Below are 26,865 nucleotides of genomic sequence, written 5' to 3' on the forward strand. Positions count from 1 at the left end.
CGCGACGGTGGGTGCGCGTGTGGTCACGTTCCGTCAATCCGTCGGGGTGGTGCGGCACTATCCGGGCGGCCCGGACGTTGTCCCCTTGGAAACAGCGCATTGTCGTCGTCACGGCAGACCTCCCGGCGCGGCCGGGTCCTCGCATACGATGGCCGTTGCTCAGTAAGTCAAAACGGAAACCGACCGTGCCAGGCCCGACCGGCAAGGAGACCAACCCCCGTGTCCGTCCTCTCGAAGATCATGCGTGCAGGCGAAGGCAAGATCCTGCGCAAGCTGCACCGCATCGCGGACCAGGTCAACTCCATCGAAGAGGACTTCGTCGACCTCTCCGACGCTGAGCTGCGGGCCCTCACGGACGAGTACAAGCAGCGCTACGCCGACGGTGAGAGCCTCGACGACCTGCTGCCCGAGGCGTTCGCCACCGTGCGTGAGGCCGCCAAGCGCGTCCTGGGCCAGCGGCACTACGACGTCCAGCTGATGGGCGGCGCGGCCCTGCACCTGGGTTACGTGGCGGAGATGAAGACCGGTGAGGGCAAGACCCTGGTCGGCACCCTGCCCGCATATCTGAACGGCCTCTCCGGCAACGGCGTCCACATCATCACGGTCAACGACTACCTGGCCGAGCGTGACTCGGAGATGATGGGCCGCGTCCACAAGTTCCTGGGCCTCGAGGTCGGCTGCATCCTCGCCAACATGACGCCCGCGCAGCGCCGCGAGCAGTACGCGTGCGACATCACCTACGGCACGAACAACGAGTTCGGCTTCGACTACCTGCGCGACAACATGGCCTGGTCGAAGGACGAACTGGTCCAGCGCGGCCACAACTTCGCCATCGTCGACGAGGTCGACTCGATCCTCGTCGACGAGGCCCGTACGCCGCTGATCATCTCCGGCCCCGCCGACCAGGCCACGAAGTGGTACGGCGACTTCGCCAAGCTGGTCAAGCGCCTCAAGCGCGGTGAGGCCGGGCAGCCCCTGAAGGGCATCGAGGAGACCGGCGACTACGACGTCGACGAGAAGAAGCGCACGGTCGCCATCCACGAGTCCGGCGTCAGCAAGGTCGAGGACTGGCTGGGCATCGACAACCTGTACGAGTCGGTGAACACGCCGCTCGTGGGTTACCTGAACAACGCCATCAAGGCCAAGGAACTCTTCAAGAAGGACAAGGACTACGTCGTCATCGACGACGAGGTCATGATCGTCGACGAGCACACCGGTCGTATCCTCGCGGGCCGCCGCTACAACGAGGGGATGCACCAGGCGATCGAGGCCAAGGAAGCGGTACCGATCAAGGACGAGAACCAGACGCTCGCCACGATCACCCTCCAGAACTTCTTCCGCCTCTACAAGAAGCTGTCCGGCATGACCGGTACGGCGATGACCGAGGCCGCCGAGTTCCAGCAGATCTACAAGCTCGGCGTGGTGCCCATCCCGACCAACCGGCCGATGATCCGCAAGGACCAGTCGGACCTGATCTACCGCACCGAGGTCGCCAAGTTCGACGCGGTCGTCGACGACATCGCCGAGAAGCACGAGAAGGGTCAGCCGATCCTCGTCGGCACCACCTCGGTCGAGAAGTCCGAGTACCTCTCGCAGCAGCTCAGCAAGCGCGGTGTGCAGCACGAGGTGCTCAACGCCAAACAGCACGACCGGGAGGCGACGATCGTCGCCCAGGCCGGACGCAAGGGCGCCGTCACGGTCGCCACGAACATGGCCGGTCGTGGTACGGACATCAAGCTCGGCGGCAACCCCGAGGACCTCGCCGAGGCGGAGCTGCGCCAGCGCGGCCTCGACCCGGAGGAGCACATCGAGGAGTGGGCCGCGGCCCTGCCCGCCGCCCTGGAGCGTGCCGAGCAGGCCGTCAAGGCCGAGAAGGACGAGGTCGAGGCGCTCGGCGGTCTCTACGTGCTCGGCACCGAGCGGCACGAGTCGCGCCGTATCGACAACCAGCTCCGCGGTCGTTCCGGCCGTCAGGGCGACCCGGGTGAGTCCCGCTTCTACCTCTCCCTGGGCGATGACCTGATGCGGCTGTTCAAGGCCCAGATGGTCGAGCGCGTGATGTCGATGGCGAACGTCCCCGACGACGTGCCGATCGAGAACAAGATGGTCACCCGCGCGATCGCGTCCGCCCAGTCGCAGGTCGAGCAGCAGAACTTCGAGACCCGTAAGAACGTCCTGAAGTACGACGAGGTCCTCAACCGCCAGCGTGAGGTCATCTACGGCGAGCGGCGCCGGGTCCTGGAGGGTGAGGACCTGCACGAGCAGGTGCAGCACTTCATGGACGACACGATCGACGCCTACGTCGCCGCGGAGACCGCCGAGGGGTTCGCGGAGGAGTGGGACCTGGACCGGCTGTGGGGCGCGTTCAAGCAGCTCTACCCGGTGAAGATCACCGTCGAGGAGCTGGAGGAGGCGGCCGGGGACCGGGCGGGTCTCACCGCCGAGTACATCGCCGAGTCCATCAAGGACGACATCCACGAGCAGTACGAGGCGCGCGAGGCGCAGCTCGGCTCCGAGATCATGCGTGAGCTGGAGCGCCGGGTCGTGCTGTCGGTCCTGGACCGCAAGTGGCGTGAGCACCTCTACGAGATGGACTACCTCCAGGAGGGCATCGGCCTGCGCGCGATGGCGCAGAAGGACCCGCTGGTGGAGTACCAGCGCGAGGGCTTCGACATGTTCACCGCCATGATGGAGGGCATCAAGGAGGAGTCCGTCGGCTACCTGTTCAACCTGGAGGTCCAGGTCGAGCAGCAGGTCGAGGAGGTCCCGGTCGAGGACGCCGCGCCGTCGCTGGAGAAGCAGGACGCGGTGCCCGCGCAGACGGGCGGGCGTCCGGAGATCCGCGCCAAGGGCCTGGAGGCCCCGCAGCGCCGGGAGCGGCTGCACTTCTCCGCGCCGACCGTGGACGGTGAGGGCGGTGTCGTCGAGGGTGACCTGCCCAGCGACGAGGAGCCGGAGCCGGTCCGTTCGTCGGCCGACGGTCTCACGCGGGCGGAGCGGCGCAAGCAGTCCCGTGGTGGGCGGCGTCGCAAGAAGTGACATGAAGTCACGTGCCGCGCTGCGGCGCGTGGGCGCTCCGCGTGGGGCGCTGAAGCCGACCGGTGGGCCGGGCATCCTGAGGGTGCCCGGCCCACCGGCATGTGGCGTGCCTGGTGGCAGGGGGGTGTCAGGCTTCGTGTCCGCGGTGGGGTGGGCGGGGGCCGTCGAGTTCCACGGCCGTGCAGCGCCAGCGCAGGTCGTGGCCCAGTTCCAGACGGAAGGCCATGGCGCGCAGCCGGTCGCCGGTGAGGACGCGGGCGAAGGCTTCCAGGGCGCCGGGACGGGGCTCGAAGTAGCCGACGTCCCGGATGACCGGGTGGGCGGTGCGGGCGCCCGTGAGGGGGCGCAGGGGGCCGTGCTCCGCGAGGTGGGTCAGTTCGTCGTAGGCGCGGCCGGCGGTCTGGCCGAGCATCCAGTGGACGGGACGCCTGCCGCTGAGGACGGCGAGGAGGCGGTCGGCGAAGACGTCGGTGGGGCGGGGGCGGGTGGTGGCCCGGGAGGTGGCGTGGCGTGGGGTCGTGGGCGGGCGGCCGTCGGTGGGGCCGCTGCGGGAGGGGCCGGTGGGACGGCGGGAGTCGCGGCGGCTGGGTGGGCGCGAGGTGGTGGCGGCGGCTTGGGGTGTGCGGCGGGTGCGGGGGGCGGTGGGTGTGGTGAGGGTGGCGGTGGGGGGTTCGGCGAGGGTCGCGGTGCCGACGGTCCTTGTCGTGAGCTTGTACATGGGTCCCCGTTTCGGCGGCCCGGTGATACCGGGCAGTAACTTGCTGTGGTGATCTTGTACGGGAGAGGGAGGGCGGCGGCAAGGACGTGATGAGGTGCGTCTCGAGGTGGTCGGTTTCACCCTTCTGGGTGGTCATGTGGCGGAAGGCCCAGGTGGTGGGGGTGTCGGGGGTGAATTCCGATGGCCGGAATGGACGCCTCCGGGGCCGGAGACGGGAACCCGAAAGGGGACATCCGGACGTATCCTGAAGGCCCTTCGACCCGACCACGAAAGCGGCCAGACATGCGCGTCTACGTCCCCCTGACCCTCCCCGGGCTCGCCGAGGCCCACAAGACGGGTGAGCTGGGGACCGGGCCGTTCACCGCCTACGCCGTGACGCCCGCGTTGCGCGAGTGGTACCTCTCCGACGACGTCGAGGAGCTGGAGTACGCCGCGCTGACCCGTGCCGCGCTCGCCTCTCTGCGGCTGCTCGCGGCGGATCCGGGGGCGCCGCGGCGGCGGGTCGTGGTCGCCGTGGACGTGGCGGACGGCGCCGCGACGGCCGATCCCCGCCCCGGCCCGGATCCGGCGGCGCTCGGTGAGGTGCGGGTCGCGGGCGGCGTCGCGCTGGCCAAGGCCGCCGCGGTGCATGTCGACGCGGAGGACGCGGCGGCGGACGTGGCCGCGGCGGCGGACGCGCTGGAGGCCGCGGACGGCGGGGACGACGGTGCCCAGTCCACCGTGGACGGGGCCGACGACCACGAACTGCTGTGGTACGCGACGCAGGAGATCGTGAACCTGGTCGGGCTGGGGGACTGAGCCGCCCGTCTCGGGCGAGTGGTTCTGGTTGTCAGTGGTGGCGGGTACGTTCTCCGTCATGGGGATGCAGAACGCCGCGCACATTGTGTGGGACTGGAACGGCACGCTGTTCCACGACAATGACGCGATCATCGGGGCGACGAACGCGGCCTTCGCCGAGCTGGGGCTGGAACCGATCACCATGGAGCGGTACCGGGCGCTGTACTGCGTGCCGGTGCCGAAGTTCTACGAGCGGTTGATGGGGCGGCTGCCGACCGACGCCGAGTGGGAGGTCATGGACGCGACCTTCCACCGGTACTACACCGAGGAGCGGGCGCGGTGCGGGCTCACCGAGGGCGTGGCGGAGCTGCTGGCGGAGTGGCGGTCGGCGGGGCGTAGCCAGTCGCTGCTGAGCATGTACGGGCACGAGGAGCTGCTGCCGCTGGTGCGGGGGTTCGGGATCGAGACCCACTTCATACGGGTGGACGGGCGGACCGGGCCGTCCGGTGGCAGCAAGGCCGAGCACATGGTGCGGCACCTCCGGGCGCTGGACGGGGCGGTGTCGCCGGACCGGACCGTGGTGATCGGGGACGCCGCGGACGACGCGGTGGCGGCGTTGCACGTGGGGGCGCGGGCCGTGCTGTACACCGGCGGGTCGCACAGTCGGGCCAGCCTGGAGTCCGCGGGTGTGCCCGTGGTGGACACGCTGGCGGAGGCCGTGGTGGAGGCGGAGCGGATGGCGGCGTGAGGCTGCCCGGGCCGCCTGCGGGGCGCCTCTGACCCGCGCGGTCGTGGGGCGCCGGGGATTCTCGGTCAGGGGTGCCTTGGCCCTCAGTACCGTCAGGAACTCCCGCATCCAGGTGGTCCGGCCAGGCCCGGGCCGAGACCAGGGTGCCGTCCACGGCCGTCTCGGAGTCGGTCATGGCTGCCTCCGGGGTGCTGTCCTCCTTGGCGACGTGCCTCCGGAGCCGGGGGTCGCCAAGGGGACGCACCGGGAGAGCTGTGTTCCCGGAAGGGCGTGGGCGCGGGCACAGAGCGCGGTACGGACGCCGCGACGGCAACCACCGCGTTCGTGGTCCCACCACACTCCAGGGCCGGTTTCACCCTGTGCAGAACGTCAAAGTTCCCGGGCTGGTTTTGTACACATACGGCTCATGACGAGGGGGCGGGAGGGAGCGATAGCCTTGGTGGCGTGATCAGCGCGATAGTTCGCGGGGGCGATGGCGCCTCTGCCCTGCGCCCGGAGCGCACGGACGATGTCCGTGACCGGGCGGCGGTCGCTGGTCCCCGCGGGCGGGCTGGGGCCCGGCTGGCGTCGTATACGAAGGCGTCGCCGGCGGTGCAGTGGCCGAGGATGGCCGATTCTCCCCCGCTCTTCTCCCCTTGCGGCATAGCGTCGGTACGGACCGGAGACCCCGCGTCACGGCGTCGCGTCGTCGGAAGGGCAGAGGCCGTACTTCCTTCTACGTCACGCAACGGCGCGCGACAGGAGCCAGAGGACAATGCAGACCAAGCTGGACGAAGCCAAGGCCGAGCTGCTCGATCGGGCCGCCCGGGTAGCTGAGAACAGCCCGGTCGGGGGGTACCTACCGACTGGGACGACGGAGGGCGGCGATCCGGACCCGGATGCCGTACTCGCGTTCCTCCAGCGCTACTACCTGCACACCGCACCCGAGGACCTCGGCGACCGCGACCCGGTCGACATCTTCGGTGCCGCCTACTCCCACTACCGACTGGCCGAGAACCGCCCCCAGGGCACCGCCAGCGTGCGCGTGCACACCCCGACCGTGGAGGAGAACGGCTGGACGTGCAGCCACTCCGTCGTCGAGGTGGTCACGGACGACATGCCGTTCCTCGTCGACTCGGTCACCAACGAGCTGACCCGGCAGGGCCGCGGCATCCACGTCGTCATCCACCCGCAGGTCGTCGTCCGGCGCGACGTCACCGGGCGGCTGATCGAACTCCTCGCCACGGCACCCCACGAGACCGAGCTGCCGCACGACGCGCACATCGAGTCGTGGATCCACGTCGAGATCGACCGCGAGACGGACCGGGCCGACCTGAAGCAGATCACCGCCGATCTGCTGCGCGTCCTGTCGGACGTACGGGAGGCCGTCGAGGACTGGGGCAAGATGCGGGACGCCGCCGTGCGCCTCGCCGACGGACTGCCCAGGGAGCCCGCGCCCGCCGACCTCGGTGAGCCCGAGGTGGAGGAGGCCCGTGAGCTGCTGCGCTGGCTCGCGGACGACCACTTCACCTTCCTCGGCTACCGCGAGTACCAGCTGCGCGAGGACGACTCGCTGGCCGCCGTGGCCGGGACCGGGCTCGGCATCCTGCGCTCCGACCCGCACCACGCCGGTGACGACAGCCACCCCGTCAGCCACTCCTTCGAGCGGCTGCCCGCCGACGCCCGCGCCAAGGCGCGCGAGCACAAGCTGCTGGTGCTGACCAAGGCCAACAGCCGCGCCACCGTCCACCGGCCGTCGTACCTGGACTACGTCGGCGTGAAGAAGTTCGACGAGCAGGGCAACGTCGTCGGGGAGCGGCGCTTCCTCGGACTGTTCTCGTCCGCCGCGTACACCGAGTCGGTGCGCCGGGTGCCCGTGATCCGGCGGAAGGTGGCGCAGGTGCTCAGCCGCGCCGGGTTCTCGCCGAACAGCCACGACGGGCGCGACCTGCTCCAGATCCTGGAGACCTACCCGCGCGACGAACTGTTCCAGACGCCCGTGCACGAGCTCCAGTCGATCGTCACCTCCGTGCTCTACCTCCAGGAGCGGCGCAGGCTGCGGCTGTACCTGCGCCAGGACGAGTACGGGCGCTACTACTCCGCCCTCGTCTACCTGCCGCGCGACCGCTACACCACCGGCGTGCGCCTGCGGATCATCGACATCCTCAAGGAGGAACTCGACGGCATCAGCGTCGACTTCACCGCCTGGAACACCGAATCGATCCTCTCCCGGCTGCACTTCGTGGTGCGGGTGCCGCAGGGCACCGAGCTGCCCGAGCTGTCCGACGCCGACAAGGAGCGCATCGAGGCCCGCCTCGTCGAGGCCGCCCGCTCCTGGGCGGACGGCTTCGCGGAGGCGCTGAACGCCGAGTTCGGTGAGGAGCGCGCGGCGGAGCTGCTGCGCCGGTACGCGGGCGCGTTCGCCGAGGGCTACAAGGCCGACCACAGCCCGCGCTCCGCCGTCGCCGACCTCGGCCAGCTCGAACAGCTCGGCGACGGCAGGGACTTCGCGCTCAGCCTGTACGAACCGGTCGGCGCCGCCCCCGAGGAGCGCCGCTTCAAGATCTACCGCAAGGGCGAGGCCATCTCCCTGTCGGCGGTCCTGCCGGTGCTCAACCGGCTCGGCGTCGAGGTCGTCGACGAGCGGCCGTACGAACTGCGCTGCGCCGACCGCAGCAACGCCTGGATCTACGACTTCGGGCTGCGCCTGCCGAAGACGAGGAGCGGCGCCGTCACCGACTACCTGGCCGACGACGCCCGTGAGCGGTTCCAGGACGCCTTCGCCGCGACCTGGACCGGCAAGGCGGAGAACGACGGCTTCAACGCGCTCGTCCTGGGCGCCGGGCTGACCTGGCGGCAGGCGGTGGTGCTGCGGGCGTACGCGAAGTACCTGCGGCAGGCGAACTCGACGTTCAGCCAGGACTACATGGAGGACACCCTCCGCAACAACGTCCACACCACCCGGCTGCTCGTCTCCCTGTTCGAGGCGCGGATGTCGCCGGACCGGCAGCGCGCCGGGCACGAGATCGTCGACGCGCTCCTGGAGGAACTCGACGCCGCGCTGGACCAGGTCGCCTCCCTCGACGAGGACCGCATCCTGCGCTCCTTCCTCACCGTCATCAAGGCGACCCTGCGCACCAACTTCTTCCAGGAGGCCAGCGGCGGCAGGCCGCACGACTACGTCTCCATGAAGTTCGACCCGCAGGCCATCCCCGACCTGCCCGCGCCGCGCCCGGCGTTCGAGATCTGGGTGTACTCCCCGCGCGTCGAGGGCGTGCACCTGCGCTTCGGCAAGGTCGCGCGCGGCGGGCTGCGCTGGTCCGACCGCCGGGAGGACTTCCGTACCGAGATCCTCGGCCTGGTCAAGGCGCAGATGGTGAAGAACACCGTCATCGTGCCGGTCGGCGCCAAGGGCGGCTTCGTCGCCAAGCACCTGCCGGACCCGGCCGTCGACCGGGACGCCTGGCTGGCGGAGGGCGTGGCGGCGTACAAGACGTTCATCTCGGCGCTGCTCGACATCACCGACAACATGGTGGCGGGCCAGGTCGTACCGCCCGCGGACGTCGTCCGGCACGACGAGGACGACACCTACCTCGTCGTCGCCGCCGACAAGGGCACGGCGAGGTTCTCGGACATCGCCAACGAGGTGGCGGTGGCGTACAACTTCTGGCTCGGGGACGCCTTCGCCTCCGGTGGCTCGGCGGGCTACGACCACAAGGGCATGGGCATCACCGCGCGCGGCGCCTGGGAGTCCGTCAAGCGGCACTTCCGTGAGCTGGACGTGGACACGCAGAGCGAGGACTTCACGGTCGTCGGCATCGGTGACATGTCCGGTGACGTGTTCGGCAACGGGATGCTGCTCAGTGAGCACATCCGGCTGGTCGCCGCCTTCGACCACCGGCACATCTTCATCGACCCGAACCCCGACGCGGCCACCTCCTACGCCGAGCGGCGCCGCGTCTTCGAACTGCCGCGCAGTTCCTGGGCCGACTACGACACCAGCCTGATCTCCGCGGGCGGCGGCGTCTTCCCCCGCTCCGCCAAGGCCATCCCGGTCAACGCGCACGTCCGCGAGGCCCTCGGCATCGAGACCGGCGTCACCAAGCTGACCCCGGCCGACCTGATGCGGGCGATCCTCAAGGCGCCGGTGGACCTGCTGTGGAACGGCGGCATCGGTACGTACGTGAAGGCGGCCAGCGAGTCCCACGCCGACGTCGGCGACAAGGCCAACGACGCCATCCGCGTCGACGGCTGCGACCTGCGCGTCAAGGTCGTCGGTGAGGGCGGCAACCTCGGGCTGACCCAGCTCGGCCGGATCGAGTTCGCGCAGGCGGGCGGCAAGGTCAACACCGACGCCATCGACAACAGCGCGGGCGTGGACACCTCCGACCACGAGGTGAACATCAAGGTCCTGCTCAACGGCCTGGTCACCGACGGCGACATGACCGTCAAGCAGCGCAACAAGCTGCTCGCCGAGATGACCGACGAGGTCGGCCGTCTCGTCCTGCGCAACAACTACGCGCAGAACACCGCCATCGCCAACGCCCTCGCCCAGTCCAAGGACATGCTCCACGCCCAGCAGCGCTTCCTGCGCCACCTGGTGCGCGAGGGCCACCTCGACCGGGCGCTGGAGTTCCTGCCGACCGACCGCCAGATCCGCGAACGCCTCGGCACGGGGCAGGGCCTGACCGGCCCGGAGACGGCCGTCCTGCTGGCGTACACGAAGATCACGGTCGCGGAGGAGCTGCTGCGCACCTCCCTGCCCGACGACCCCTACCTGCGCGGACTGCTGCACACGTACTTCCCGACCGCGCTGCGTGAAGGGTTCGCCGAGCGGATCGACAGCCACCCGCTGCGTCGTGAGATCACCACGACCGTGCTGGTCAACGACACGGTCAACACCGGTGGTACGACGTATCTGCACCGGCTGCGCGAGGAGACCGGCGCCTCGCTGGAGGAGATCGTGCGGGCGCAGACGGCGGCCCGGGTGATCTTCCGCGCCGCCGCGGTGTGGGACGGCGTGGAGGCCCTGGACACCAGGGTCGACGCCGCCGTGCAGACCCGTATCCGGCTGCACTCCCGCCGTCTGGTGGAGCGCGGCACGCGCTGGCTGCTCAACAACCGGCCGCAGCCGCTGGAGATCGCCGAGACCGTCGAGTTCTTCGCCGACCGGGTCGCCCAGGTCTGGTCCGCGCTGCCCAAGCTGATGCGCGGCGCGGACCTGGAGTGGTGGCAGAAGATCTACGACGAGCTGACGGGCGCCGGTGTCCCCGACGAACTCGCCACCCGCGTCGCCGGGTTCTCCTCCGCCTTCCCGGCGCTCGACATCGTCTCGGTGGCCGACCGCACGGGCAAGGACCCGATGGACGTCGCCGAGGTCTACTACGACCTCGCCGACCGGCTCGGCATCAGCCAGCTCATGGACCGCATCATCGAGCTGCCCCGCGCCGACCGCTGGCAGTCCATGGCCCGCGCCGCCATCCGCGAGGACCTGTACGCCGCCCAGGCCGCCCTCACCGCGGACGTCCTCGCCGTGGGCAACGGCACCTCGACGCCGGAGCAGCGGTTCGAGGTGTGGCAGCAGAAGAACGCGCCCATCCTGAGCCGGGCGCGCACCACGCTGGAGGAGATCCAGGGCTCGGACGCCTTCGACCTGGCGAACCTGTCGGTGGCGATGCGCACGATGCGCACCCTGCTGCGGACGCATTCGTAGTCCTCCGCACGCGGTCCGTCCTACGACGGTCAGGGCGCCCGGGCCGGTCATCGGCTCGGGCGCCCTGGTGTCGCGGTGCGGTGCTGCGGCCGGTCAGCCCGCCGTCGCCACGGCCGCCGTGTCCGGCTCCTCCTGCTTCCCCTGCTTCCCCTGCCTATCCTGCCTTTCCTGGCGCCGCTGCCGGGGCTTGGTCGGCTTGTCGCCGGTGAACGCCTCGTACTCCTTCAGTACGTCCTCGGTCGGGCCGTCCATGCGCAGCTCGCCGCGCTCCAGCCAGAGCACGCGGTCGCAGGTGTCGCGGATGGACTTGTTGGAGTGGCTGACCAGGAACACCGTGCCCGCCTCCTTGCGCAGCTCGCGGATGCGGGCCTCGGAGCGCTTGCGGAAGCGGCCGTCGCCGGTGGCGAGCGCCTCGTCGATGAGGAGGACGTCGTGGTCCTTGGCGGCGGCGATGGAGAACCGCAGCCGGGCCGCCATGCCGGAGGAGTAGGTGCGCATCGGCAGGGTGATGAAGTCGCCCTTCTCGTTGATGCCGGAGAAGTCGACGATGCCCTGGTAGCGCTCCCTGACCTGCTCCCGGGACATGCCCATCGCGAGACCGCCGAGGTGGACGTTGCGCTCGCCGGTGAGGTCGTTCATCAGGGCCGCGTTGACGCCGAGGAGGGAGGGCTGGCCGCCGGTGTAGATGCGGCCGCTCTCCACCGGGAGCAGTCCCGCGACCGCCTTCAGCAGGGTGGACTTGCCGGAGCCGTTGGTGCCGATCAGGCCGATCGCCTCGCCCTTGTAGGCGACGAAGGAGACCCCGCGCACGGCGTGCACCGTGCGCACGCCCGACGCCTTCTCGGTCTGCTTGCGGCGCAGGATGCGGTTGAGGGCGGCGGTCGCCGAACCCCGGCCGCCGCCGGTGCCGTTGACGCGGTAGACGATGTCGACGTCGTCGGCGATGACGGTGGGGATCCTGTCCTCGGTGTGCTCAGCCACGGCCGTACGTCTCCTCAGCCTTCCAGAAGTAGATGAAGCCGCCGACACCGGCGACCAGGGACCAGCCCGTCGCCAGCAGCCAGACGTGGGACGGGAGCTGGGCGGCGGTGAAGCTGTCGATCAGCGCGAAGCGCATCAGGTCGATGTAGACGGCGGCCGGGTTCGCCTGGAGGAGCGGGCCCACCCAGGACGGCAGGTCGTCGTGGCTGCTGAGCAGGTGGTCGATGCTCCACATCACGCCGGAGACGTACATCCAGGTGCGCAGGACGAACGGCATCAGCTGGGCGATGTCCGGGGTCTTCGCGCCCAGCCGGGCCATGACCATCGAGACGCCGGCGTTGAAGGCGAACTGGAGTACCAGCGCCGGGACGGCCAGCAGCCACGACGCGGCCACCGGCACACCGAACGCCAGCAGGATCACGACCAGGGCCGCCATCGAGAACAGCAGCTGCTGGAGCTGCTGGAGGCAGAACGAGATCGGCAGCGCGGCCCGCGGGAAGTGCAGCGCCCGGACGAGGCCGAGGTTGCCGGAGATGGCGCGGGTGCCCGCCAGGATCGAACTCTGTGAGAACGTCCAGATGAACACGCCCGTGACCAGGAACGGCACGTAGTCCGGTACGCCCCGCCTGGTCTGCAGCAGCACGCCGAAGATCAGGTAGTACACGGCGGCGTTCAGCAGCGGCGTCAGGACCTGCCAGACCTGGCCCAGCTTGGCCTTGCTGTACTGCGCGGTCAGCTTGGCGGTGGAGAACGCCGTGATGAAGTGGCGGCGCGCCCACAGCTGGCGGACGTACTCGGGCAGGGAGGGGCGGGCGCCGCTGACGGTGAGGCCGTGGCGGGCGGCGAGCGCCGCGAGGTCGTCTTCGGGGGCGACCGGGGCCGGTGGTCGGGGCGGTGCGTCGAGGACCTGGCTCACTTCCGCTGCTTTCGGTCGGGGGGTGGGGGGGGGTGCGGTGGCGCGTTTCCCAGCGTCGGGACGGGACCGTATCGTCGCAACGCGAGCGTAGGCCGTACGAGCGTCGGAACGCAACCGTTTCGTCGTCACGGCGGGGGTTCGGGACGGCTACGTGACGACGAGGCCGTCTCGTCGTCACGAGTTGACGTCGGAACGTAACCGTTTCGTCGCTACGCCCTATGCTGTCCCGCATGACCACGAACGCCGACGGGCCCCAGCCGCGATCCCGCCGCCGGACCCCCGCGGGTGCGGCCGTACTCCGCGAGGACGTGACGGAGGCGATCCGCGCGGCCGTCTTCGAGGAACTCGCGGCCGTGGGCTACGCGCGGATGTCGATCGAGGGCATCGCGCGCCGGGCGGGCGTCGGCAAGACGGCGGTGTACCGGCGCTGGCGGTCCAAGCTGCACTTGGTCCTCGACGTGGTCTCGGCGCTCGCGGTGCAGGGCCTGCCGGTGCCGGACACCGGCACGCTGGAGGGTGACCTCCAGGTGCTGTTCGAGGTGACCTCGCGGCTGCTGCGGCACCCGGTGGCCTCGCAGATCATCCCGGACCTCCAGGCGGAGGCGGCCCGCAGCCCCGAGATCGCCGAGGCGATGCAGAAGGCATTGCGGGACGGGCAGGAGAGCGTCGCCCTCAAGGTCGTGGCGGCGGCCGAGCGGCGCGGGGAGGTGCGCCGCGGCCTGGACGACGAACTGGCGCTGGACCTGATCTCCGGCCCCCTGTACTGGCGTTCCGTGGTCATCCGCACCCGCAAGCTCCCCAAGGGCTACCTGCACGCGCTGGCGCACGCGACCGCGGAGGCGATCAAGGCGCTGTGACCCCCAGCTGACGGACCGCCGCCGCCTCCCGGACCGCCGCAGCCTCCGGGACCGCCGCAGCCTCCGGGTGCAGCCGCAGCCAGCCCGCCCACGCCGACGTGATCATGTCGTGGACGTCGTGTCGGGCCTTCCAGCCCAGTTCGGCGGCGGCGCGCTCGGCCGAGGCGACGACCCGCGCGGGATCGCCGGGACGGCGCGCGGTGACGGCGGCGGGGCGGCGGTGCCCGGTGACGGCACCGATGTGGTCGATCATCTCCCGGACGGAGACGCCCTCGCCCCGCCCGATGTTGAGGGTGAGGTCGCGCCCCGGGGCGGCGGCCAGCGCGCGGGCGGCGGCGACGTGGGCCTCGGCCAGGTCGACCACGTGGATGTAGTCCCGGACGCAGGTGCCGTCGGGGGTCGGGTAGTCGTCGCCGAAGACGCGCGGGGGCGCGTCCCGCGTGAGCTGCTCGAAGACCATGGGGACCAGGTTGGACACGCCGGTGTCGGCCAACTCCGGGCTCGCGGCGCCCGCGACGTTGAAGTAGCGCAGGCAGGCCGTGGACAGTCCGGCCGCCCGGCCCGCCGCCCGGACCAGCCACTCACCGGCCAGCTTGGTCTCGCCGTACGGGCTCATCGGCGCGCACGGGGTCTCCTCGGTGACCAGCTCCTCGTCCGGCGTGCCGTACACGGCCGCCGAGGAGGAGAAGACGAACGAGGGGACAGCGGCGGCGGTGACCGCGTCCAGGAGGACGCGCAGGCCCTCGACGTTCTCGCGGTAGTAGCGCAGCGGCTGCTCCACCGACTCGCCGACCTGCTTCTTCGCCGCCAGGTGGACGACGCCGGTGACGGTGTGGGCGGTGAGGGTGTGGCTCAGGAGGTCCGCGTCCAGGGTGGAGCCGGTGACGAGGGGCACGTCGGCGGGGACGCGGTCGGCGAGACCGGTGGACAGGTCGTCGTAGACCACGGTCCGCTCGCCCGCCGCGGTCAGCGCGCGGACGACGTGCGCCCCGATGTATCCGGCGCCGCCGGTGATCAGCCAGGTCATGCGCGGTCCGCCTCGGCTTCCACGGCGGCGTCGAGGGCGCTGGTGAGCTGGTCGAGGCGGGCGCGCAGGTCGCTGATCTCGTCCACGCCGAAGCCGGTGGCGGCGGCGATGCGGCGCGGCACCTCCAGCGCCCGTTCGCGCAGGGCGACGCCCTCCCCGGTGAGCTGGACCTCCACCGAGCGCTCGTCGCGGGCGCTGCGCTCGCGGCGCACCAGACCGGCCGTCTCCAGCCGCTTGAGCAGCGGGGACAGCGTGCCCGAGTCGAGTCGGAGCCGGGCGCCGAGTTCCTTCACCGGCACGGCGCGGTCCTCGTGTTCCCACAGCACGAGCATCACCAGGTACTGCGGGTAGGTGAGGCCGAGGTCCTTGAGGATGACGCGATAGACGCCGCCGAAGGCGCGTGAGGCGGCGCTCAGGGAGAAGCAGATCTGATGGTCGAGGCGGAGCCATTCCGCCGTGGGCGTGCTCATGGGTCCAGGGTAGCTCTCGGCCGTCATTTAGTTGTGCGCAATTGAATTGTGTGCCATGAGTGTGCTCTACTGGGGGTCGTCCGGTTCGGTTCCCGATCCACCGAGAGGCAAGGTTCTTCCATGAACGCGCTCTACACCGCTGTCGCCACCGCCACCCACGGCCGTGAGGGCCGCGCCGTCTCCTCCGACGGCAAGCTGGACCTCCAGCTGGGCATCCCGGTGGAGATGGGGGGCAGCGGCCAGGGCACCAACCCCGAGCAGCTCTTCGCCGCGGGGTACTCCGCCTGCTTCGCCAGCGCGCTGGGGCTGGTGGGACGGCAGGCCAAGGTGGACGTGAGCGACGCCGCCGTCACCGCGGAGGTCGGTATAGGCAAGCAGGGGGAAGGGTTTGGGCTCGCCGTGACGCTGCGGGTCGAGCTGCCGTCTGAGGTGGATGCGGAGACCGGGCGGAAGCTGGTGGAGCAGGCGCACCAGGTGTGCCCGTACTCCCACGCGACTCGGGGCAACATCGAGGTGGAGCTGGTGGTCGAGTAGGGGGGGACCACGGCCTCGCCGAGCACCACCCGGCGTACCACGCGCTCGGCCGCTGCGCCGTCGTCCCACGGGCAGAAGCGGGACCGGAACGCCGAGCGCAGCTGGGTGGCGCGGACGCCGTGCCGGCAGCCGCTGGTGAAGATGTCGACCAGTTCGTCCTCGCCGCGGGCGGTCGCCCCTGGCGGGGACGCCCGCAGATCGACGTAGAGGCCGTGGGTCGCCTCGTAGACCGCCTGGTCGCCGGTGTGCAGGACGATCAGGCGGTCCCGGACGGCGTAGCGAGCGGGGTGCCGCGGGTTACGCCACGTACGCCAACCGGGTCACGCCGCGTACACCTACTTCACCGCCCCCGCCATCACCCCCGACACGAACTGCCGCTGGAAGGCGAAGAACACCGCCAGCGGGATCACCATCGAGATGAACGCGCCCGGCGCCAGCACGTCGATGTTGTTGCCGAACTGCCGGACCTGCGTCTGGAGGGCGACCGTGATGGGCTGGCTGCCCGCGTCGGAGAAGACCAGCGCGACCAGCATGTCGTTCCACACCCACAGGAACTGGAAGATGCCCAGGCTGGCGATGGCCGGGCCGCCCAGCGGCATCACGACGCGCAGGAACAGCCGCAGCTCGCCCGCGCCGTCCAGCCGGGCGGCCTCCAGCAGCTCGCGTGGGATCTCCGCGAAGAAGTTCCGCAGCAGGAACACCGCGAACGGCAGCCCGAAGCCGACATGGAACAGGATCACGCCCATGATCGAGCCGAACAGACCCACCTTGCCGAAGAGTTCCGCGATCGGGATCAGCGCCACCTGCACCGGCACCACCAGCAGCCCGACCACCGCAAGGAACCACCAGTCGCGGCCCGGGAACTCCATCCACGCGAACGCGTAGCCCGCGAGCGAGCCGATCACCACCACCAGGACGGTCGCCGGGACGGTGATCAGGACGGTGTTCACCAGGGAGTTGGTGATGTCGTCGTTCTCCAGCAGCGTCTGGTAGCTGTCGACGGTGAGCTGGGCGGGCTCGGTGAACACCTTCCACCAGCCGCTGGCGTTCATGTCCTCCGGGGTGCGCAGCGAGGACAGCAGCAGCCCGATCGTCGGCACCAGCCAGAACAGCCCGACGACGACCAGGAACACCTGCACCAGCCCGCCGCTGACGCCGCGCGCCAGCCGCGAGCCCAGGGACTCCCCGGGCGGACGGCCGTCCACGGGGGCCGACTTCCTGACGCCTGGCGCGTCCGGCGCGTTGGGTACGTCCGTCGCCGTCATCGCCTGACCTCCCGCCTGAGCCTGCGGATGTTGAACCACATCACCGGGATCACCAGCAGCAGCAGGAACACCGCGATGGCGCTGGCGACACCGGGCTGGTCCTCGGAGAAGCCCTTGCGGTACAGCTCCAGCGCGAGCACGTTCGCGTCGTCCTGGGAGGAGCCCGGGGCGATGATGTAGACCAGGTCGAAGATCTTCAGGACGTTGATCATCAGGGTGACGGTGACGACCGCGAGGACCGGCGCCAGCAGCGGCACCGTGACCCGTCTGAACACCTGCCACTCGTTGGCGCCGTCGACGCGCGCGGCCTCCAGCAGCTCCCGCGGCACCCCCGCGAGCCCGGCCGCGATCAGCACCATCGCGAAGCCCGCCCACATCCAGATGTACGACCCGATGATGGCCGGTGTCACCAGCGACGGGCCGAGCCAGTCCAGACCGTTGTACGCCTCCTTGAAGTTGCTCTCCGGCAGCCGCAGCAGCGCCCCGTCCGCGGCGGCGGGCAGCGTGAACGTGCCGTCGTCGGCCGCCTTCGTCGAGGCGACGACCTCGCCGTCCTTCACCGCCTCGATCCGCATCCCCGGGTAGCCGAACTCGGCCGGGTCCGGGGCGCCGAGGGTGCCGACGCCCTTGCCGCGGGTGAAGTCCTGCCAGGTGGTGCCGGTGACCTGCTCCGGGTCGGCCTGCGCCCGCTGGGCGGGCTTGGCGCCGTCCGGCATCACATCCGGCGCGACACCGACGAGCGGCAGCGCCACCGGCTGGCCCGCGCGGACCGGGTCCTTGGTGACGAAGGCGCCGCCGCCCGCCGCCTTGAGCGGCGACTGCCGTCCCGGGTGAGCCTTCGGGAACGCCGACGACTCGGCGAACGTGTCGTGCACGCCCACCCACACCGCGTTGGCGACGCCCTTGTCCGGGTCCTGGTCGTAGACGAGGCGGAAGATGATGCCCGCCGCCAGCATGGAGATCGCCATCGGCATGAAGACGACCAGCTTGAACGCCGTGCCCCAGCGGACCCGTTCGGTGAGCACCGCGAAGACCAGACCGAGCGCGGTCGCGACCGTCGGCGCGAACACCACCCAGATGATGTTGTTCTTCAGCGCCGTACGGATGCCGTCGTCCGTGAAGAGCGCCTCGTAGTTGTCGAGACCGGCGAAGCCGTCGCCGGACTGGTCGAAGAAGCTGCGGAAGACCGAGTACCCGATCGGGTAGACCACGAGCGCGCCGAGCAGCACCAGCGCGGGCAGCAGGAACAGCGCCGCGACGGTCCTGCGGGTGCCGGTCACGCTCTTGTTCTTGCGGGGAGGGGCCCCGGAGTTCCTCGGTTCCGGGACTCCTGCCGCCGGCGCCGACGACGTCATCGTCGGCTCAGTTCCCGTAGGCCGCCGCCGCGTCGGCCTCCAGCTGCTGCTGGGTGCCCGCGACGTCCCCGGGGTTCTTCAGGAAGTCCTGCAGCGCCTTCCACTCGCCCTTGCCCGGGGTGCCGCCGAACGCCTGCGGGGCCTGGTCGGACATGTCGAAGCGGAAGTCGTCCCCGGCCGCGACCAGCGCCTCGGCCATCTTCCTCTGCACGTCGTTCGGGTACGCCGACGCGTCCACGTTCTTGTTCGGCGACAGGTAGCCGCCCAGCCCCGCGTGGATGGTCGCCGCGTCCGGGGAGGCGAGGAACGTCGCCAGCGCCTGTGCCGCCTTGGAGTCCTTCAGGATCACCGCCGCGTCACCGCCGGACACCACCGGCGCCTCGTCGCCGACCGCCGGGAACGGGAACACCTTGGCGTCCGTGCCCACCTCGGCCTTGGTCTCACCGATGTTGACCTGCACGAAGTCACCCTCGTAGACCATGCCCGCCTTGGGCTGGTCGCCGCCGGTGAAGGTCTGGGTGACGGACGCCGGGAACTCCGTCTGGAGGGCGCCCTGCGCGCCGCCCGCGACGTAGTCCGCCTTGCCCCAGACCTCCGCGAGCGTGGTCAGGGCCTCCTTGACGGAGGGGTCCGTCCACTTGATCTCGTGGGCGGCGAGCTGGTCGTACTTCTCCGGGCCCGCCTGGGACAGGTACACGTTCTCGAACCAGTCGGTCAGCGTCCAGCCGTCGGCGCCGCCCACGGAGAACGGGGTCACCCCGGAGTCGTAGACCGTGCGCGCGGTGTTGAGCAGCTCGTCCCAGGTCTTGGGCTCGGCGGCGCCCGCGTTCTCGAAGACCTGGGTGTTGTACCAGATCAGCGACTTGTTGGCGGCCTTGTAGTACACGCCGTACGGCTTGCCGTCGACCGAGCCGATGTCCTGCCAGCCCTGGGAGTAGTTCTTCTTGAGCTGCTCCTGCGCCTCCGTGCCGAGCGGCTTGGCCCAGCCCTTCTCCACGGCCTGCTTGATGGCGCCGGGCTGCGGCAGCATCGCGATGTCCGGGGGCTGGCCGCCCGCGATCTTCGAACCGAGGAAGTTGATGATGGGGTCCTGCGCGGGCACGAACGTGACCTTCGCGCCGGTGCGGTCCTCGAACTCCGACAGGACCGTCTTGAAGTTCTTCTGCTCCGTGCCCGTCCACACGGCGGCGACGGAGATGGTCTCCCCGTCCAGCTTGGGGAGGGTCAGGGAGCCGGTGGTCTTCTCGCCGCCGGTGTTCTCGTCGCCGCCGTCGTCGTCATCGCCGCCGCACGCGGCGAGCGAGAGCGCCAGTGCCCCGGCGGCGAGGGCCGCGGCGGCCCGGCGGGCCCGTTTGCCGTGGCTGACGGTGTGTTCACGGTTGCTGCTGCTCGTACGGATGGTGCTGCTAGTGGTGCGCATCACTGCCCCGTTCTTCGTTCCTCGTCGAACGCCCGAACGCTGTCCCGTGCGCTCTGGTCTACGCCGGGTGACCGAGGTCGGCAAGTGCGCCTGCCGTGTCAACCCGGGGATCGTGACCGCGTCGTGACTCGTCAGACGGGGGCGGGGGCGGGCCCGGGCTACAGCAGCGAGGGCACCTCCGCCGCCGCGACCTCCCGCGCCGCCCGCTCCAGCGCGCTCGCCAGCAGCGCCAGGTCCGTCGGCCCGTTGCCCAACTCCCTTACGTGGCGCCGGGTCGGCGGATCGCCCATCCGCTGCCACTCCAGCGGGACGACCGTGGGCCGCAGGGTCGCGGTGCGCGGGATACGGCCCGTCACCCGGCCGCCCTGGAACGGCGTCGTCCGCCCGTCGGCCGCCACGAGACGGCCACGGCCCGGCGCCGGTTCGTCCGGGCCGGTCGGGGGCGGGTCGAGTATCACGCGCAGGGTGGCCCGGCGGGCCGGTTCCGTCTCCGCCGTACGGGCGCACGGCGCCGTCGCCGCCACCAGGTGCACGCCGAGCCGCTCACCCTCACGGGCGACGGCCTCCAGCGCCCGCATCACCGAACCGGCTGTGGGGCGGCCCGGTGAGCCGAGGGCGGGGGAGACCAGCGCGTCCAGGTCGTCCACCACGACGACGAGCCGGGGGAGCGGCGGCGGCACGCTCTCGGCCCGCCGCGCGGGCGCGCCGGGCCGCAGCCGGATGGTGGAACTCGGCGGCGCGTCCAGGTCGCCGGTGTCCTGCGGCTCCCGGGGAAGGGGCGGTGCCGGTGCCGCGCCCGGGGCCGCCCGGACGGCACCGCCGGAGACCCGGCGTCCCGCCGTCGCCGTGCGCTGGGCGACCACCCGGCCGGACAGCTCACGGCTCGCGTGCCACTCCGCGAAGTCCAGCCGCCCCAGCAACTCGGCGCGCCGTTTCAGCTCGGCGGTCAGGGACTGCGCGAACTCCCGCATCCGCACCGGGTCGTTGGCGGTGAGGTGGGTCGTCACGTGCGGGACGTCGGCGCAGACCCGCAGCCCCTCGCCGTGGGCGCCGCCCGCGGTCACGCCGTCCCGGCCGTCTATCAGGACGACGCCGAGCCGGTCCGGGCGCTCGGCCGCCGCGAGCGACGCGACGACCGCCCGCAGCAGCTCCGTACGGCCGCTGCCCGGCGGGCCCTCGACCAGCAGGTGCGGCCCGTCGCCGACGAGGTCCGCGGGGACCGGGCCGCGCGGTCCGGCGCCCAGCACCGCCCAGGCACGGCCGCCCAGGGCCTCCGTGTCGTCGGCCGCGTCCGCCCAGCGGGCCATCAGGGACGTCGGGGTGGCGCGGGCCAGCCCCAACTCGTCGAGGAGCCGGGCCGCCTGCGGCAGCGGTGCCGACACGCGCGCGTGCCGCTCCCCGGTCACGCCGTCCGGCCGCAGCGGGGCCAGCGCCCGCGCGAACCGCTCCGCCCAGGCCCGGGACACCGCGTCCACCGTGCCGAGGGTGCCGTGCCCGACCGGGCCGGTGGCGGGGGAGGCGGCCCCGGACGCGGCGGTGGTGGTCACGCGGGGGACGCGCAGCAGCCGTAGCGCCGTCGCCACGTCGCCGCTGAGCAGGGCGACGGCCCCGCACTCCCGGAAGACGGGCGTCACCGCGCAGGCCGCCTCGTACGTCTCCGTCACCGGCGACGCGGGCGAGGCGGGCGCCGTCTCCGCGAGGCACACGACGTGGATCCCGGCGCCTGGCCCGGCCACCGCCAGCCGGGCGACCGCCTCGCGCAGATCCGCGCCACCGGGGTCACCGTCGACGACGACCACCGTGTACGGACCGTCGGGGGAGCCGGTGCCCGCGTGGTCGCCCTCCCGCGCCCAGGACGGACGCGGCCGGGTGGGGGCGTCGCCCTGTCTGGGGGCGGGCACCTGGGCGGTGGGGGCGGGGGCGGGGGCGTGGTCGTCCAGGCGGCGCAGGAGTTCGTCGGTGCGGGCCGCGGCCTGTTCGCGGTCGTGGGCGAGGAGGAGTCGGCAGTCCTGGCCGTGTCCGGGGCGCAGGTGCGGGAGCCAGCCGAGCCAGGACCACTCGGCGGCGCGCTCCCGCTCGGGGCGCGCGCGGTCCGCGCTGATCAGCACGATCTCCAGGGCGTCGGGCGCGTGCAGCGCGGCGAGTTGGGCCAGCACCGCGCGCGCCAGCCCCGCCAGCCGGGGCCGTGGTCCGGCGAGGCCCAGCGCACCGGCCTCCCGCAGGTCCGTCGTCACCGGCACCGCGGGCAGCAGTCCCGAGCCGTCCGGCGTGGTGCGGTCGGCGGTGCCGAGGCGCACGGTGAGCGCCTCCGGGTGTCCCGGCCCGCGCTCCCACAGCCGAGGTCCGGGGCCCAGGGCGGTCAGCAGCAGCGCCGCCGGGTCCGGCCAGGCCTCCGGTCGGTGCGGGGCGGTGGCCGCCGGGGCGCCCGCGTCGACGCCGTGACCGCCGTGGTCGCCGTCGCTATGACCGTCATAGCCGTCATAGCCGTCATAGGCGCCATAGCCGTCGTAGCCGTCGTCCTGCCCGGGGCCGCCCTGCTCCGCGCCCCGGGTACCGGTCAGCCGCCGCGCCCAGGCACCGATCCCGCCGCGCCTGCGCACGCCGGGCGGCACGTCGGTGCCGCGCAGGGGCGTGCCCTTGCGGCGGCTCTGGGGCGCGGCCGGGGAGTCGCCGGGGGCGTCCAGCGGGCCTATGCCGTGACGGCCGCCGTGGGTCTCGGCCCCGGGCGGAGTGCCGGGCGGACGGGAGCCCTGCCGCTCGGCCCACGGCGGCGCCGCCTGTCCCGGCACCGGCGGTTCGACGGGATCGTGCCCCTGCGTCCCCGGGACCACCGCGACGGCGTCCCAGTGAGCGGGGCCGTGACTGACGGGCGGCTCACCCGGAACCAGCGAGGCCACCCCGCTGCCGCCGGCGGTCCCCCCTGACGCGGGCACGCCACCGTCATCGCCCTCACCCCCCACCGCCACCCGCACGCACCCCTCCCCGTCCGGCGTGGTCGCCACCCGCGCCCCCAGCCCCCCGGCGGGAGCCAGCCGCAGGGTCGACTCGCCGATCCGCAGCAGCGCGCCCGGCGTGAAGCGCACCGGGCGGGCGGTGACGCGGGCGCCGTCCAGGGCGGTGCCGTTGGTGGAGCCGAGGTCGGCGACGGTGACGCGGCCGTCGGCGGAGAGGGTCACGGCGCAGTGCAGCCGGGAGACGTCGGGATCGTCGAGGGGGACGTCGGCGTCGGCGGAGCGGCCGACGCGGACCTCGCCGCCGTGCAGCAGGTGGACCCCGCCCGCGTCCGGCCCGGCGACCACGTCGAGGCGGGCCGGGGCGTCGGCCAGCTCGGGGTGCGGCTCGGGCTCGGCGGGGGCGCCGACCGACAGCACGGCGCCGTCGACCAGCGGCGGCTCGCCCAGGGTGCAGCGCTGGGCGTCGAGCCGCTCGGCGCCCGCGTAGAGCACGGCGGGGCCGTCGGAGACCGCCGAGGCGAGCGCGGACGCCACCGCCGACAGGGCCGTACCGGCGGGGGCGGTGACCAGCACGTCGCAGCTCGCGGCGCGACCCCGCGCCTCGGGGGGCGGACCCTGCGGGTCTACGACGGTCAGCCGGATCTGCATCGCCGTCAGCGGTCCCTTCTGCGCGGGCGCGGGCGCGGACTCCCCCCACCCCACACGAGCACATCGGCCAAGTACTTCCCGCATCCTCGCACCTGCCACTGACAGCGCGCCCGCCGCCCACCGGCAAGTGATCTTGATTGGTCGGCTCTGCCCGCAAAAGTGCCCGAACATTGACCCGCCGATGACCGCTTGGGATCGATCATGCCCGGGTTGGGCAACCGGGGGACCGAGGAGAGCGTCTTTCCTTCGAACATCTTCCGGAAGCGGGCCCTCGCACAGGTACCGGAAGCGGGAGGACGGCAGACCGGTGGGCAGCGGCGGCCTCGCCATTACAGTGGGTCGGAACAACCACGCAAGCAGCAGGGAGCGCATGACGTGCGGCCGGTAGGCAGCAAGTACTTCCTTGAGGAGCCGCTCGGACGCGGCGCCACGGGAACCGTCTGGCGTGCCCGCCAGCGGGAGACCGCCGGTGCCGAGGCAGCCGTTCCCGGACAGCCCGGCGAGACCGTCGCGATCAAGGTCCTCAAGGAGGAGCTGGCGAGCGACCCCGACATCGTGATGCGGTTCCTGCGGGAGCGGTCGGTGCTGCTGCGCCTGACCCACCCGAACATCGTCCGGGTCCGCGACCTGGTCGTCGAGGGCGAGCTGCTGGCCCTGGTGATGGACCTCGTCGACGGCCCCGACCTGCACCGCTACCTCCGCGAGAACGGGCCGCTCACCCCGGTCGCCGCCTCCCTGATGACCGCGCAGATCGCCGACGCGCTCGCCGCCAGCCACGCCGACGGCGTCGTGCACCGCGACCTGAAACCCGCCAACGTCCTGCTCCAGCAGAGCGGCGGCCAGCTCCACCCGCTGCTGACCGACTTCGGCATCGCCCGCCTCGCCGACTCCCCGGGCCTGACCCGCACCCAGGAGTTCGTCGGCACGCCCGCGTACGTCGCGCCGGAGTCCGCCGAGGGCCGCCCGCAGACCTCCGCCGTCGACGTCTACGGCGCCGGGATCCTGCTGTACGAGCTGCTCACCGGCCGTCCGCCGTTCTCCGGCGGCTCCGCCCTCGAAGTCCTGCACCAGCACCTCAGCGCCGAGCCGCGCCGCCCCTCCACGGTGCCCGAGCCGCTGTGGACGGTCATCGAGCGCTGCCTGCGCAAGAACCCCGACGACCGGCCCAGCGCCGAGAACCTCGCGCGCGGCCTGCGCGTCGTCGCCCAGGGCGTCGGCGTGCACGCCAACGCCGCGCAGATCGCCGCGGCCGAGGACGTCGGCGCGCTGCTCGCCCCCGACCCGTCCCCGGCGCCCGTCCCCGGCGCGCCCGGCGACGCCGACCCGACCCAGGTCCTGCCACACGGCGCGGGCTCCTACGACCCCAACGCCGCCACCAGCGTCCTGCCGCACACCGGCGGCCCCGGGGGCGCCGCCGACCCCACCGCCGTACTCCCGCACACCCCGGGCGGACCGCAGGGCCAGCACGGCCAGCAGGGCGGGCCGCCGCCCGAGCAGCCGCACCCCTGGCAGACCCAGCTGCGGGCGGCCCGCGACCGCAACGAGCAGACGCAGATCCAGTACCTCGACCCCGACGAGGACCCGCTGCGCCGCCGCCCCCAGCGGCAGGTCTCCCGCCCGCAGCAGCCGCCGCAACGGCAGCCCCAGCAGCGCCCGCAACAGGGCCCACCGCAGGGGTACGGCTATCCGCAGCAGCCCCAGCCGCAGCACTACGCGCCCCAGCAGTCCCAGCCGCCCCAGCAACCGCGCCAGCCCCAGCGGTACGCGCCCCCGCCGCAGCCCCAGCAGCCCCAGGCGCCGCAGCGTGAGCCGAGGCAGCCGCGGCAGCGCAGCGCCAACCCGACGCGGATCCCCGGGCTCGGCTGTCTCAAGGGCTGCCTGGTGACGATCGTCATCCTGTTCGTGGCGAGCTGGCTGATCTGGGAGCTGAGCCCGCTGCAGGACTGGATCGGCACCGGCAAGGGCTACTGGGAGCAGCTCAGCGACCTGGTCTCCACCGTGACGGGCTGGCTCGACGACCTCAGCGGCTCCACGTCCTAGGCCCCGCGAAACACCTCAGCCGGTGGATTTGTCGACACCCGGCGGGTGATTTCCGGCTCCACGGTGAAGGTTGGCTCGTCGGACGCGTAGTTTGAGCGACAACACGCGTCTGTAGGAGCAGTCTTGGCACGGAAGATCGGCAGCCGGTACACCGCGAACCAGATCCTGGGACGGGGCAGCGCCGGGACGGTGTGGCTGGGTGAGGGGCCCGAGGGGCCCGTCGCCATCAAGCTCCTGCGCGAAGACCTCGCCTCCGACGAGGAACTGGTCGGACGCTTCGTCCAGGAGCGCACCGCCCTGCTCGGGCTGGAACACCCGAACGTCGTCTCCGTCCGCGACCTCGTCGTCGACGGCAACGACCTCGCGCTCGTCATGGACCTGGTCCGCGGCACCGACCTGCGCACCCGCCTGGAGCGCGAGCGGCGCCTCGCGCCCGAGGCGGCGGTGGCGATCACCGCCGACGTGGCCGAGGGGCTCGCGGCGGCCCACGCGGCCGGGGTGGTGCACCGGGACGTCAAGCCGGAGAACATCCTGCTCGACATGCAGGGCCCGCTCGGACCCGGCGGCTCGCACCGCGCGCTGCTCACCGACTTCGGCGTGGCCAAGCTGATCGACTCCCCGAAGCGCACCCGCGCCACGAAGATCATCGGCACCCCGGACTACCTCGCCCCGGAGATCGTGGAGGGCCTGCCGCCGCGCGCCTCCGTGGACATCTACGCGCTGGCGACCGTCCTGTACGAGCTGCTCGCCGGGTTCACCCCGTTCGGCGGCGGTCACCCCGGCGCCGTCCTGCGCCGCCACGTCACCGAGACCGTCGTCCCGCTGCCCGGCATCCCCGAGGAGCTGTGGCAGCTGCTCGTGCAGTGCCTGGCCAAGGCCCCCGCGTCCCGGCTGCGCGCCTCGGAGCTGGCCGCCCGGCTGCGCGAGCAGCTCCCGCTGCTGTCCGGGATGCCCCCGCTGGACGTCGACGAGCCCGACGCGGAGACCGCCGCCGCCCCGGAGGAGCCCTCCGCCCCGGCGGCCTCCGGCGAGCCCGCGGCCCCCGCCCGCGTGCGGCGCGGCGCGGTCCCCCTCGTCCCCGGTGCCCAGCCCGACTCCAACCGCGACACCCATACGTCGATGCGGGTACCCGGACCCGATGAGCTGGCCGGGGGCGCCCGCGGCACCGCCCGCGCCCCCCGCCCCAGCGGCGCCCCCCGCCCCGGCTCGGCCCGCAACCGGGCGGCGGCCCGGCGCCGCCGGGTGACGCTGGGCATGGCCGCGGTGGTCCTCGCCGCGGCGGCGGGCGTCGGCACCTGGCTGGCCACGTCCGACGACGACTCCTCCGCGCCCCCGGGGGAGACCCGGCACTCCGCCCCGGAGTCCCCCTGACCCCCGCCCTTTCCACGAGGGCGAGACGTCCCGGCGTGGACCGCCTGACGGAG

17 protein-coding genes and 1 pseudogene are annotated in these 26,865 nt (G+C 72.3%); 8 read left to right on the top strand and 10 right to left on the bottom strand.

The genetic code is table 11. The annotated features are described in order from the left end of the window. The first annotated feature begins 219 nt into the window (after positions 1–219). Positions 220–3,039, top strand: coding sequence for a preprotein translocase subunit SecA (gene secA, locus ABZ659_RS28910; RefSeq protein ID WP_360225465.1), 2,820 nt, complete (start codon positions 220–222; stop codon positions 3,037–3,039). A 127-nt stretch (positions 3,040–3,166) separates the two neighbouring features. Here the strand turns inward: secA and ABZ659_RS28915 are convergent, their stop codons facing one another. Next, on the bottom strand, positions 3,167–3,757 hold the full coding sequence (locus ABZ659_RS28915) for an Rv3235 family protein (protein WP_360225467.1): 591 nt from the start codon (positions 3,755–3,757) through the stop codon (positions 3,167–3,169). A 282-nt stretch (positions 3,758–4,039) separates the two neighbouring features. Here ABZ659_RS28915 and ABZ659_RS28920 point away from each other — a divergent pair, with 282 nt between their 5' ends. The 3 genes from ABZ659_RS28920 (at position 4,040) to ABZ659_RS28930 (ending at position 10,974) form a co-directional block, all read left to right on the top strand. Then, on the top strand, positions 4,040–4,555 hold the full coding sequence (locus ABZ659_RS28920; protein WP_360225469.1) for a hypothetical protein: 516 nt from the start codon (positions 4,040–4,042) through the stop codon (positions 4,553–4,555). A gap of 58 nt (positions 4,556–4,613) precedes the next feature. Continuing rightward, on the top strand, positions 4,614–5,282 hold the full coding sequence (locus ABZ659_RS28925) for an HAD family hydrolase (RefSeq protein WP_360225471.1): 669 nt from the start codon (positions 4,614–4,616) through the stop codon (positions 5,280–5,282). A 754-nt stretch (positions 5,283–6,036) separates the two neighbouring features. After that, positions 6,037–10,974 carry an NAD-glutamate dehydrogenase gene (locus ABZ659_RS28930; protein WP_360225473.1) on the top strand — a complete coding sequence of 1,646 codons (4,938 nt, stop codon included), beginning with the start codon at positions 6,037–6,039 and terminating at the stop codon, positions 10,972–10,974. A 93-nt stretch (positions 10,975–11,067) separates the two neighbouring features. Here ABZ659_RS28930 and ABZ659_RS28935 read toward each other — a convergent pair whose 3' ends face one another. Together ABZ659_RS28935 and ABZ659_RS28940 are read right to left on the bottom strand one after the other, a co-directional pair. Beyond that, positions 11,068–11,955: an ABC transporter ATP-binding protein gene (locus ABZ659_RS28935; RefSeq protein WP_360225475.1), complete on the bottom strand. Its 888-nt coding sequence runs from the start codon at positions 11,953–11,955 to the stop codon at positions 11,068–11,070. Beyond that, positions 11,948–12,871, bottom strand: a complete 924-nt coding sequence (locus ABZ659_RS28940) for an ABC transporter permease (protein ID WP_360225477.1) — start codon at positions 12,869–12,871, stop codon at positions 11,948–11,950. The genes ABZ659_RS28935 and ABZ659_RS28940 overlap by 8 nt, the downstream gene beginning before the upstream one ends. A 230-nt stretch (positions 12,872–13,101) precedes the next feature. Here ABZ659_RS28940 and ABZ659_RS28945 point away from each other — a divergent pair, with 230 nt between their 5' ends. Then, positions 13,102–13,728, top strand: a complete 627-nt coding sequence (locus ABZ659_RS28945) for a TetR/AcrR family transcriptional regulator (RefSeq protein ID WP_360225479.1) — start codon at positions 13,102–13,104, stop codon at positions 13,726–13,728. On the opposite strand, the gene galE is transcribed toward ABZ659_RS28945, so the two are convergent. Beyond that, entirely contained in the window at positions 13,715–14,755 is a 1,041-nt protein-coding gene (gene galE, locus ABZ659_RS28950; protein WP_360225481.1) for a UDP-glucose 4-epimerase GalE, read from the bottom strand. The genes ABZ659_RS28945 and galE overlap by 14 nt on opposite strands. After that, positions 14,752–15,225 (bottom strand): MarR family transcriptional regulator, encoded by a 474-nt coding sequence (locus tag ABZ659_RS28955; RefSeq protein ID WP_360225483.1) that lies wholly within the window; start codon positions 15,223–15,225, stop codon positions 14,752–14,754. The genes galE and ABZ659_RS28955 overlap by 4 nt, the downstream gene beginning before the upstream one ends. Before the next feature lie 120 nt (positions 15,226–15,345). Here ABZ659_RS28955 and ABZ659_RS28960 point away from each other — a divergent pair, with 120 nt between their 5' ends. Then, positions 15,346–15,759 carry an organic hydroperoxide resistance protein gene (locus ABZ659_RS28960; protein ID WP_360225485.1) on the top strand — a complete coding sequence of 138 codons (414 nt, stop codon included), beginning with the start codon at positions 15,346–15,348 and terminating at the stop codon, positions 15,757–15,759. Between the two features lie 11 nt (positions 15,760–15,770). On the opposite strand, the pseudogene ABZ659_RS28965 reads toward ABZ659_RS28960, so the two are convergent. The 5 genes and pseudogenes from ABZ659_RS28965 to ABZ659_RS28985 all read right to left on the bottom strand — a co-directional run. Continuing rightward, positions 15,771–16,037, bottom strand: a pseudogene (locus ABZ659_RS28965) (CDP-glycerol glycerophosphotransferase family protein); the annotation flags it as partial. Positions 16,038–16,094: 57 nt separating this feature from the next. After that, entirely contained in the window at positions 16,095–17,024 is a 930-nt protein-coding gene (locus tag ABZ659_RS28970) for a carbohydrate ABC transporter permease (protein ID WP_360225487.1), read from the bottom strand. Beyond that, the gene (locus tag ABZ659_RS28975; protein ID WP_360225489.1) at positions 17,021–18,304 is read right to left on the bottom strand and encodes a sugar ABC transporter permease; all 1,284 of its coding nucleotides are present in this window, start codon (positions 18,302–18,304) and stop codon (positions 17,021–17,023) included. The genes ABZ659_RS28970 and ABZ659_RS28975 overlap by 4 nt, the downstream gene beginning before the upstream one ends. An 82-nt stretch (positions 18,305–18,386) precedes the next feature. Next, the gene (locus tag ABZ659_RS28980; RefSeq protein WP_360225491.1) at positions 18,387–19,799 is read right to left on the bottom strand and encodes an ABC transporter substrate-binding protein; all 1,413 of its coding nucleotides are present in this window, start codon (positions 19,797–19,799) and stop codon (positions 18,387–18,389) included. Between the two features lie 158 nt (positions 19,800–19,957). After that, complete coding sequence (locus ABZ659_RS28985) at positions 19,958–23,401, bottom strand: FHA domain-containing protein (protein ID WP_360225531.1); 3,444 nt, start codon at positions 23,399–23,401, stop codon at positions 19,958–19,960. 375 nt (positions 23,402–23,776) lie between these two features. Between ABZ659_RS28985 and ABZ659_RS28990 the strand changes: the two genes are divergently transcribed. Beyond that, positions 23,777–25,441 carry a serine/threonine-protein kinase gene (locus ABZ659_RS28990; RefSeq protein ID WP_360225493.1) on the top strand — a complete coding sequence of 555 codons (1,665 nt, stop codon included), beginning with the start codon at positions 23,777–23,779 and terminating at the stop codon, positions 25,439–25,441. Positions 25,442–25,564: 123 nt separating this feature from the next. After that, a complete protein-coding gene (locus ABZ659_RS28995; RefSeq protein ID WP_360225495.1) occupies positions 25,565–26,812 on the top strand; it encodes a protein kinase in 1,248 nt (415 codons plus the stop codon). Positions 26,813–26,865 lie beyond the last annotated feature (53 nt).

The sequence above is a fragment of the Streptomyces sp. NPDC006997 genome, assembly GCF_040635175.1.
Classification (GTDB): Bacteria; Actinomycetota; Actinomycetes; order Streptomycetales; family Streptomycetaceae; genus Streptomyces.

Excerpts from the sequence above, each read along its gene's own strand:
- ABZ659_RS28970 (WP_360225487.1), bottom strand. The coding sequence starts at position 17,024 with ATGACGGCGACGGACGTACCCAACGCGCCGGACGCGCCAGGCGTCAGG.
- ABZ659_RS28955 (WP_360225483.1), bottom strand. The coding sequence starts at position 15,225 with ATGAGCACGCCCACGGCGGAATGGCTCCGCCTCGACCATCAGATCTGC.
- ABZ659_RS28930 (WP_360225473.1), top strand. The coding sequence starts at position 6,037 with ATGCAGACCAAGCTGGACGAAGCCAAGGCCGAGCTGCTCGATCGGGCC.
- ABZ659_RS28960 (WP_360225485.1), top strand. The coding sequence starts at position 15,346 with ATGAACGCGCTCTACACCGCTGTCGCCACCGCCACCCACGGCCGTGAG.
- ABZ659_RS28945 (WP_360225479.1), top strand. The coding sequence starts at position 13,102 with ATGACCACGAACGCCGACGGGCCCCAGCCGCGATCCCGCCGCCGGACC.
- ABZ659_RS28915 (WP_360225467.1), bottom strand. The coding sequence starts at position 3,757 with ATGTACAAGCTCACGACAAGGACCGTCGGCACCGCGACCCTCGCCGAA.
- ABZ659_RS28920 (WP_360225469.1), top strand. The coding sequence starts at position 4,040 with ATGCGCGTCTACGTCCCCCTGACCCTCCCCGGGCTCGCCGAGGCCCAC.
- ABZ659_RS28980 (WP_360225491.1), bottom strand. The coding sequence starts at position 19,799 with ATGCGCACCACTAGCAGCACCATCCGTACGAGCAGCAGCAACCGTGAA.
- ABZ659_RS28985 (WP_360225531.1), bottom strand. The coding sequence starts at position 23,401 with ATGCAGATCCGGCTGACCGTCGTAGACCCGCAGGGTCCGCCCCCCGAG.
- ABZ659_RS28925 (WP_360225471.1), top strand. The coding sequence starts at position 4,614 with ATGGGGATGCAGAACGCCGCGCACATTGTGTGGGACTGGAACGGCACG.
- galE (WP_360225481.1), bottom strand. The coding sequence starts at position 14,755 with ATGACCTGGCTGATCACCGGCGGCGCCGGATACATCGGGGCGCACGTC.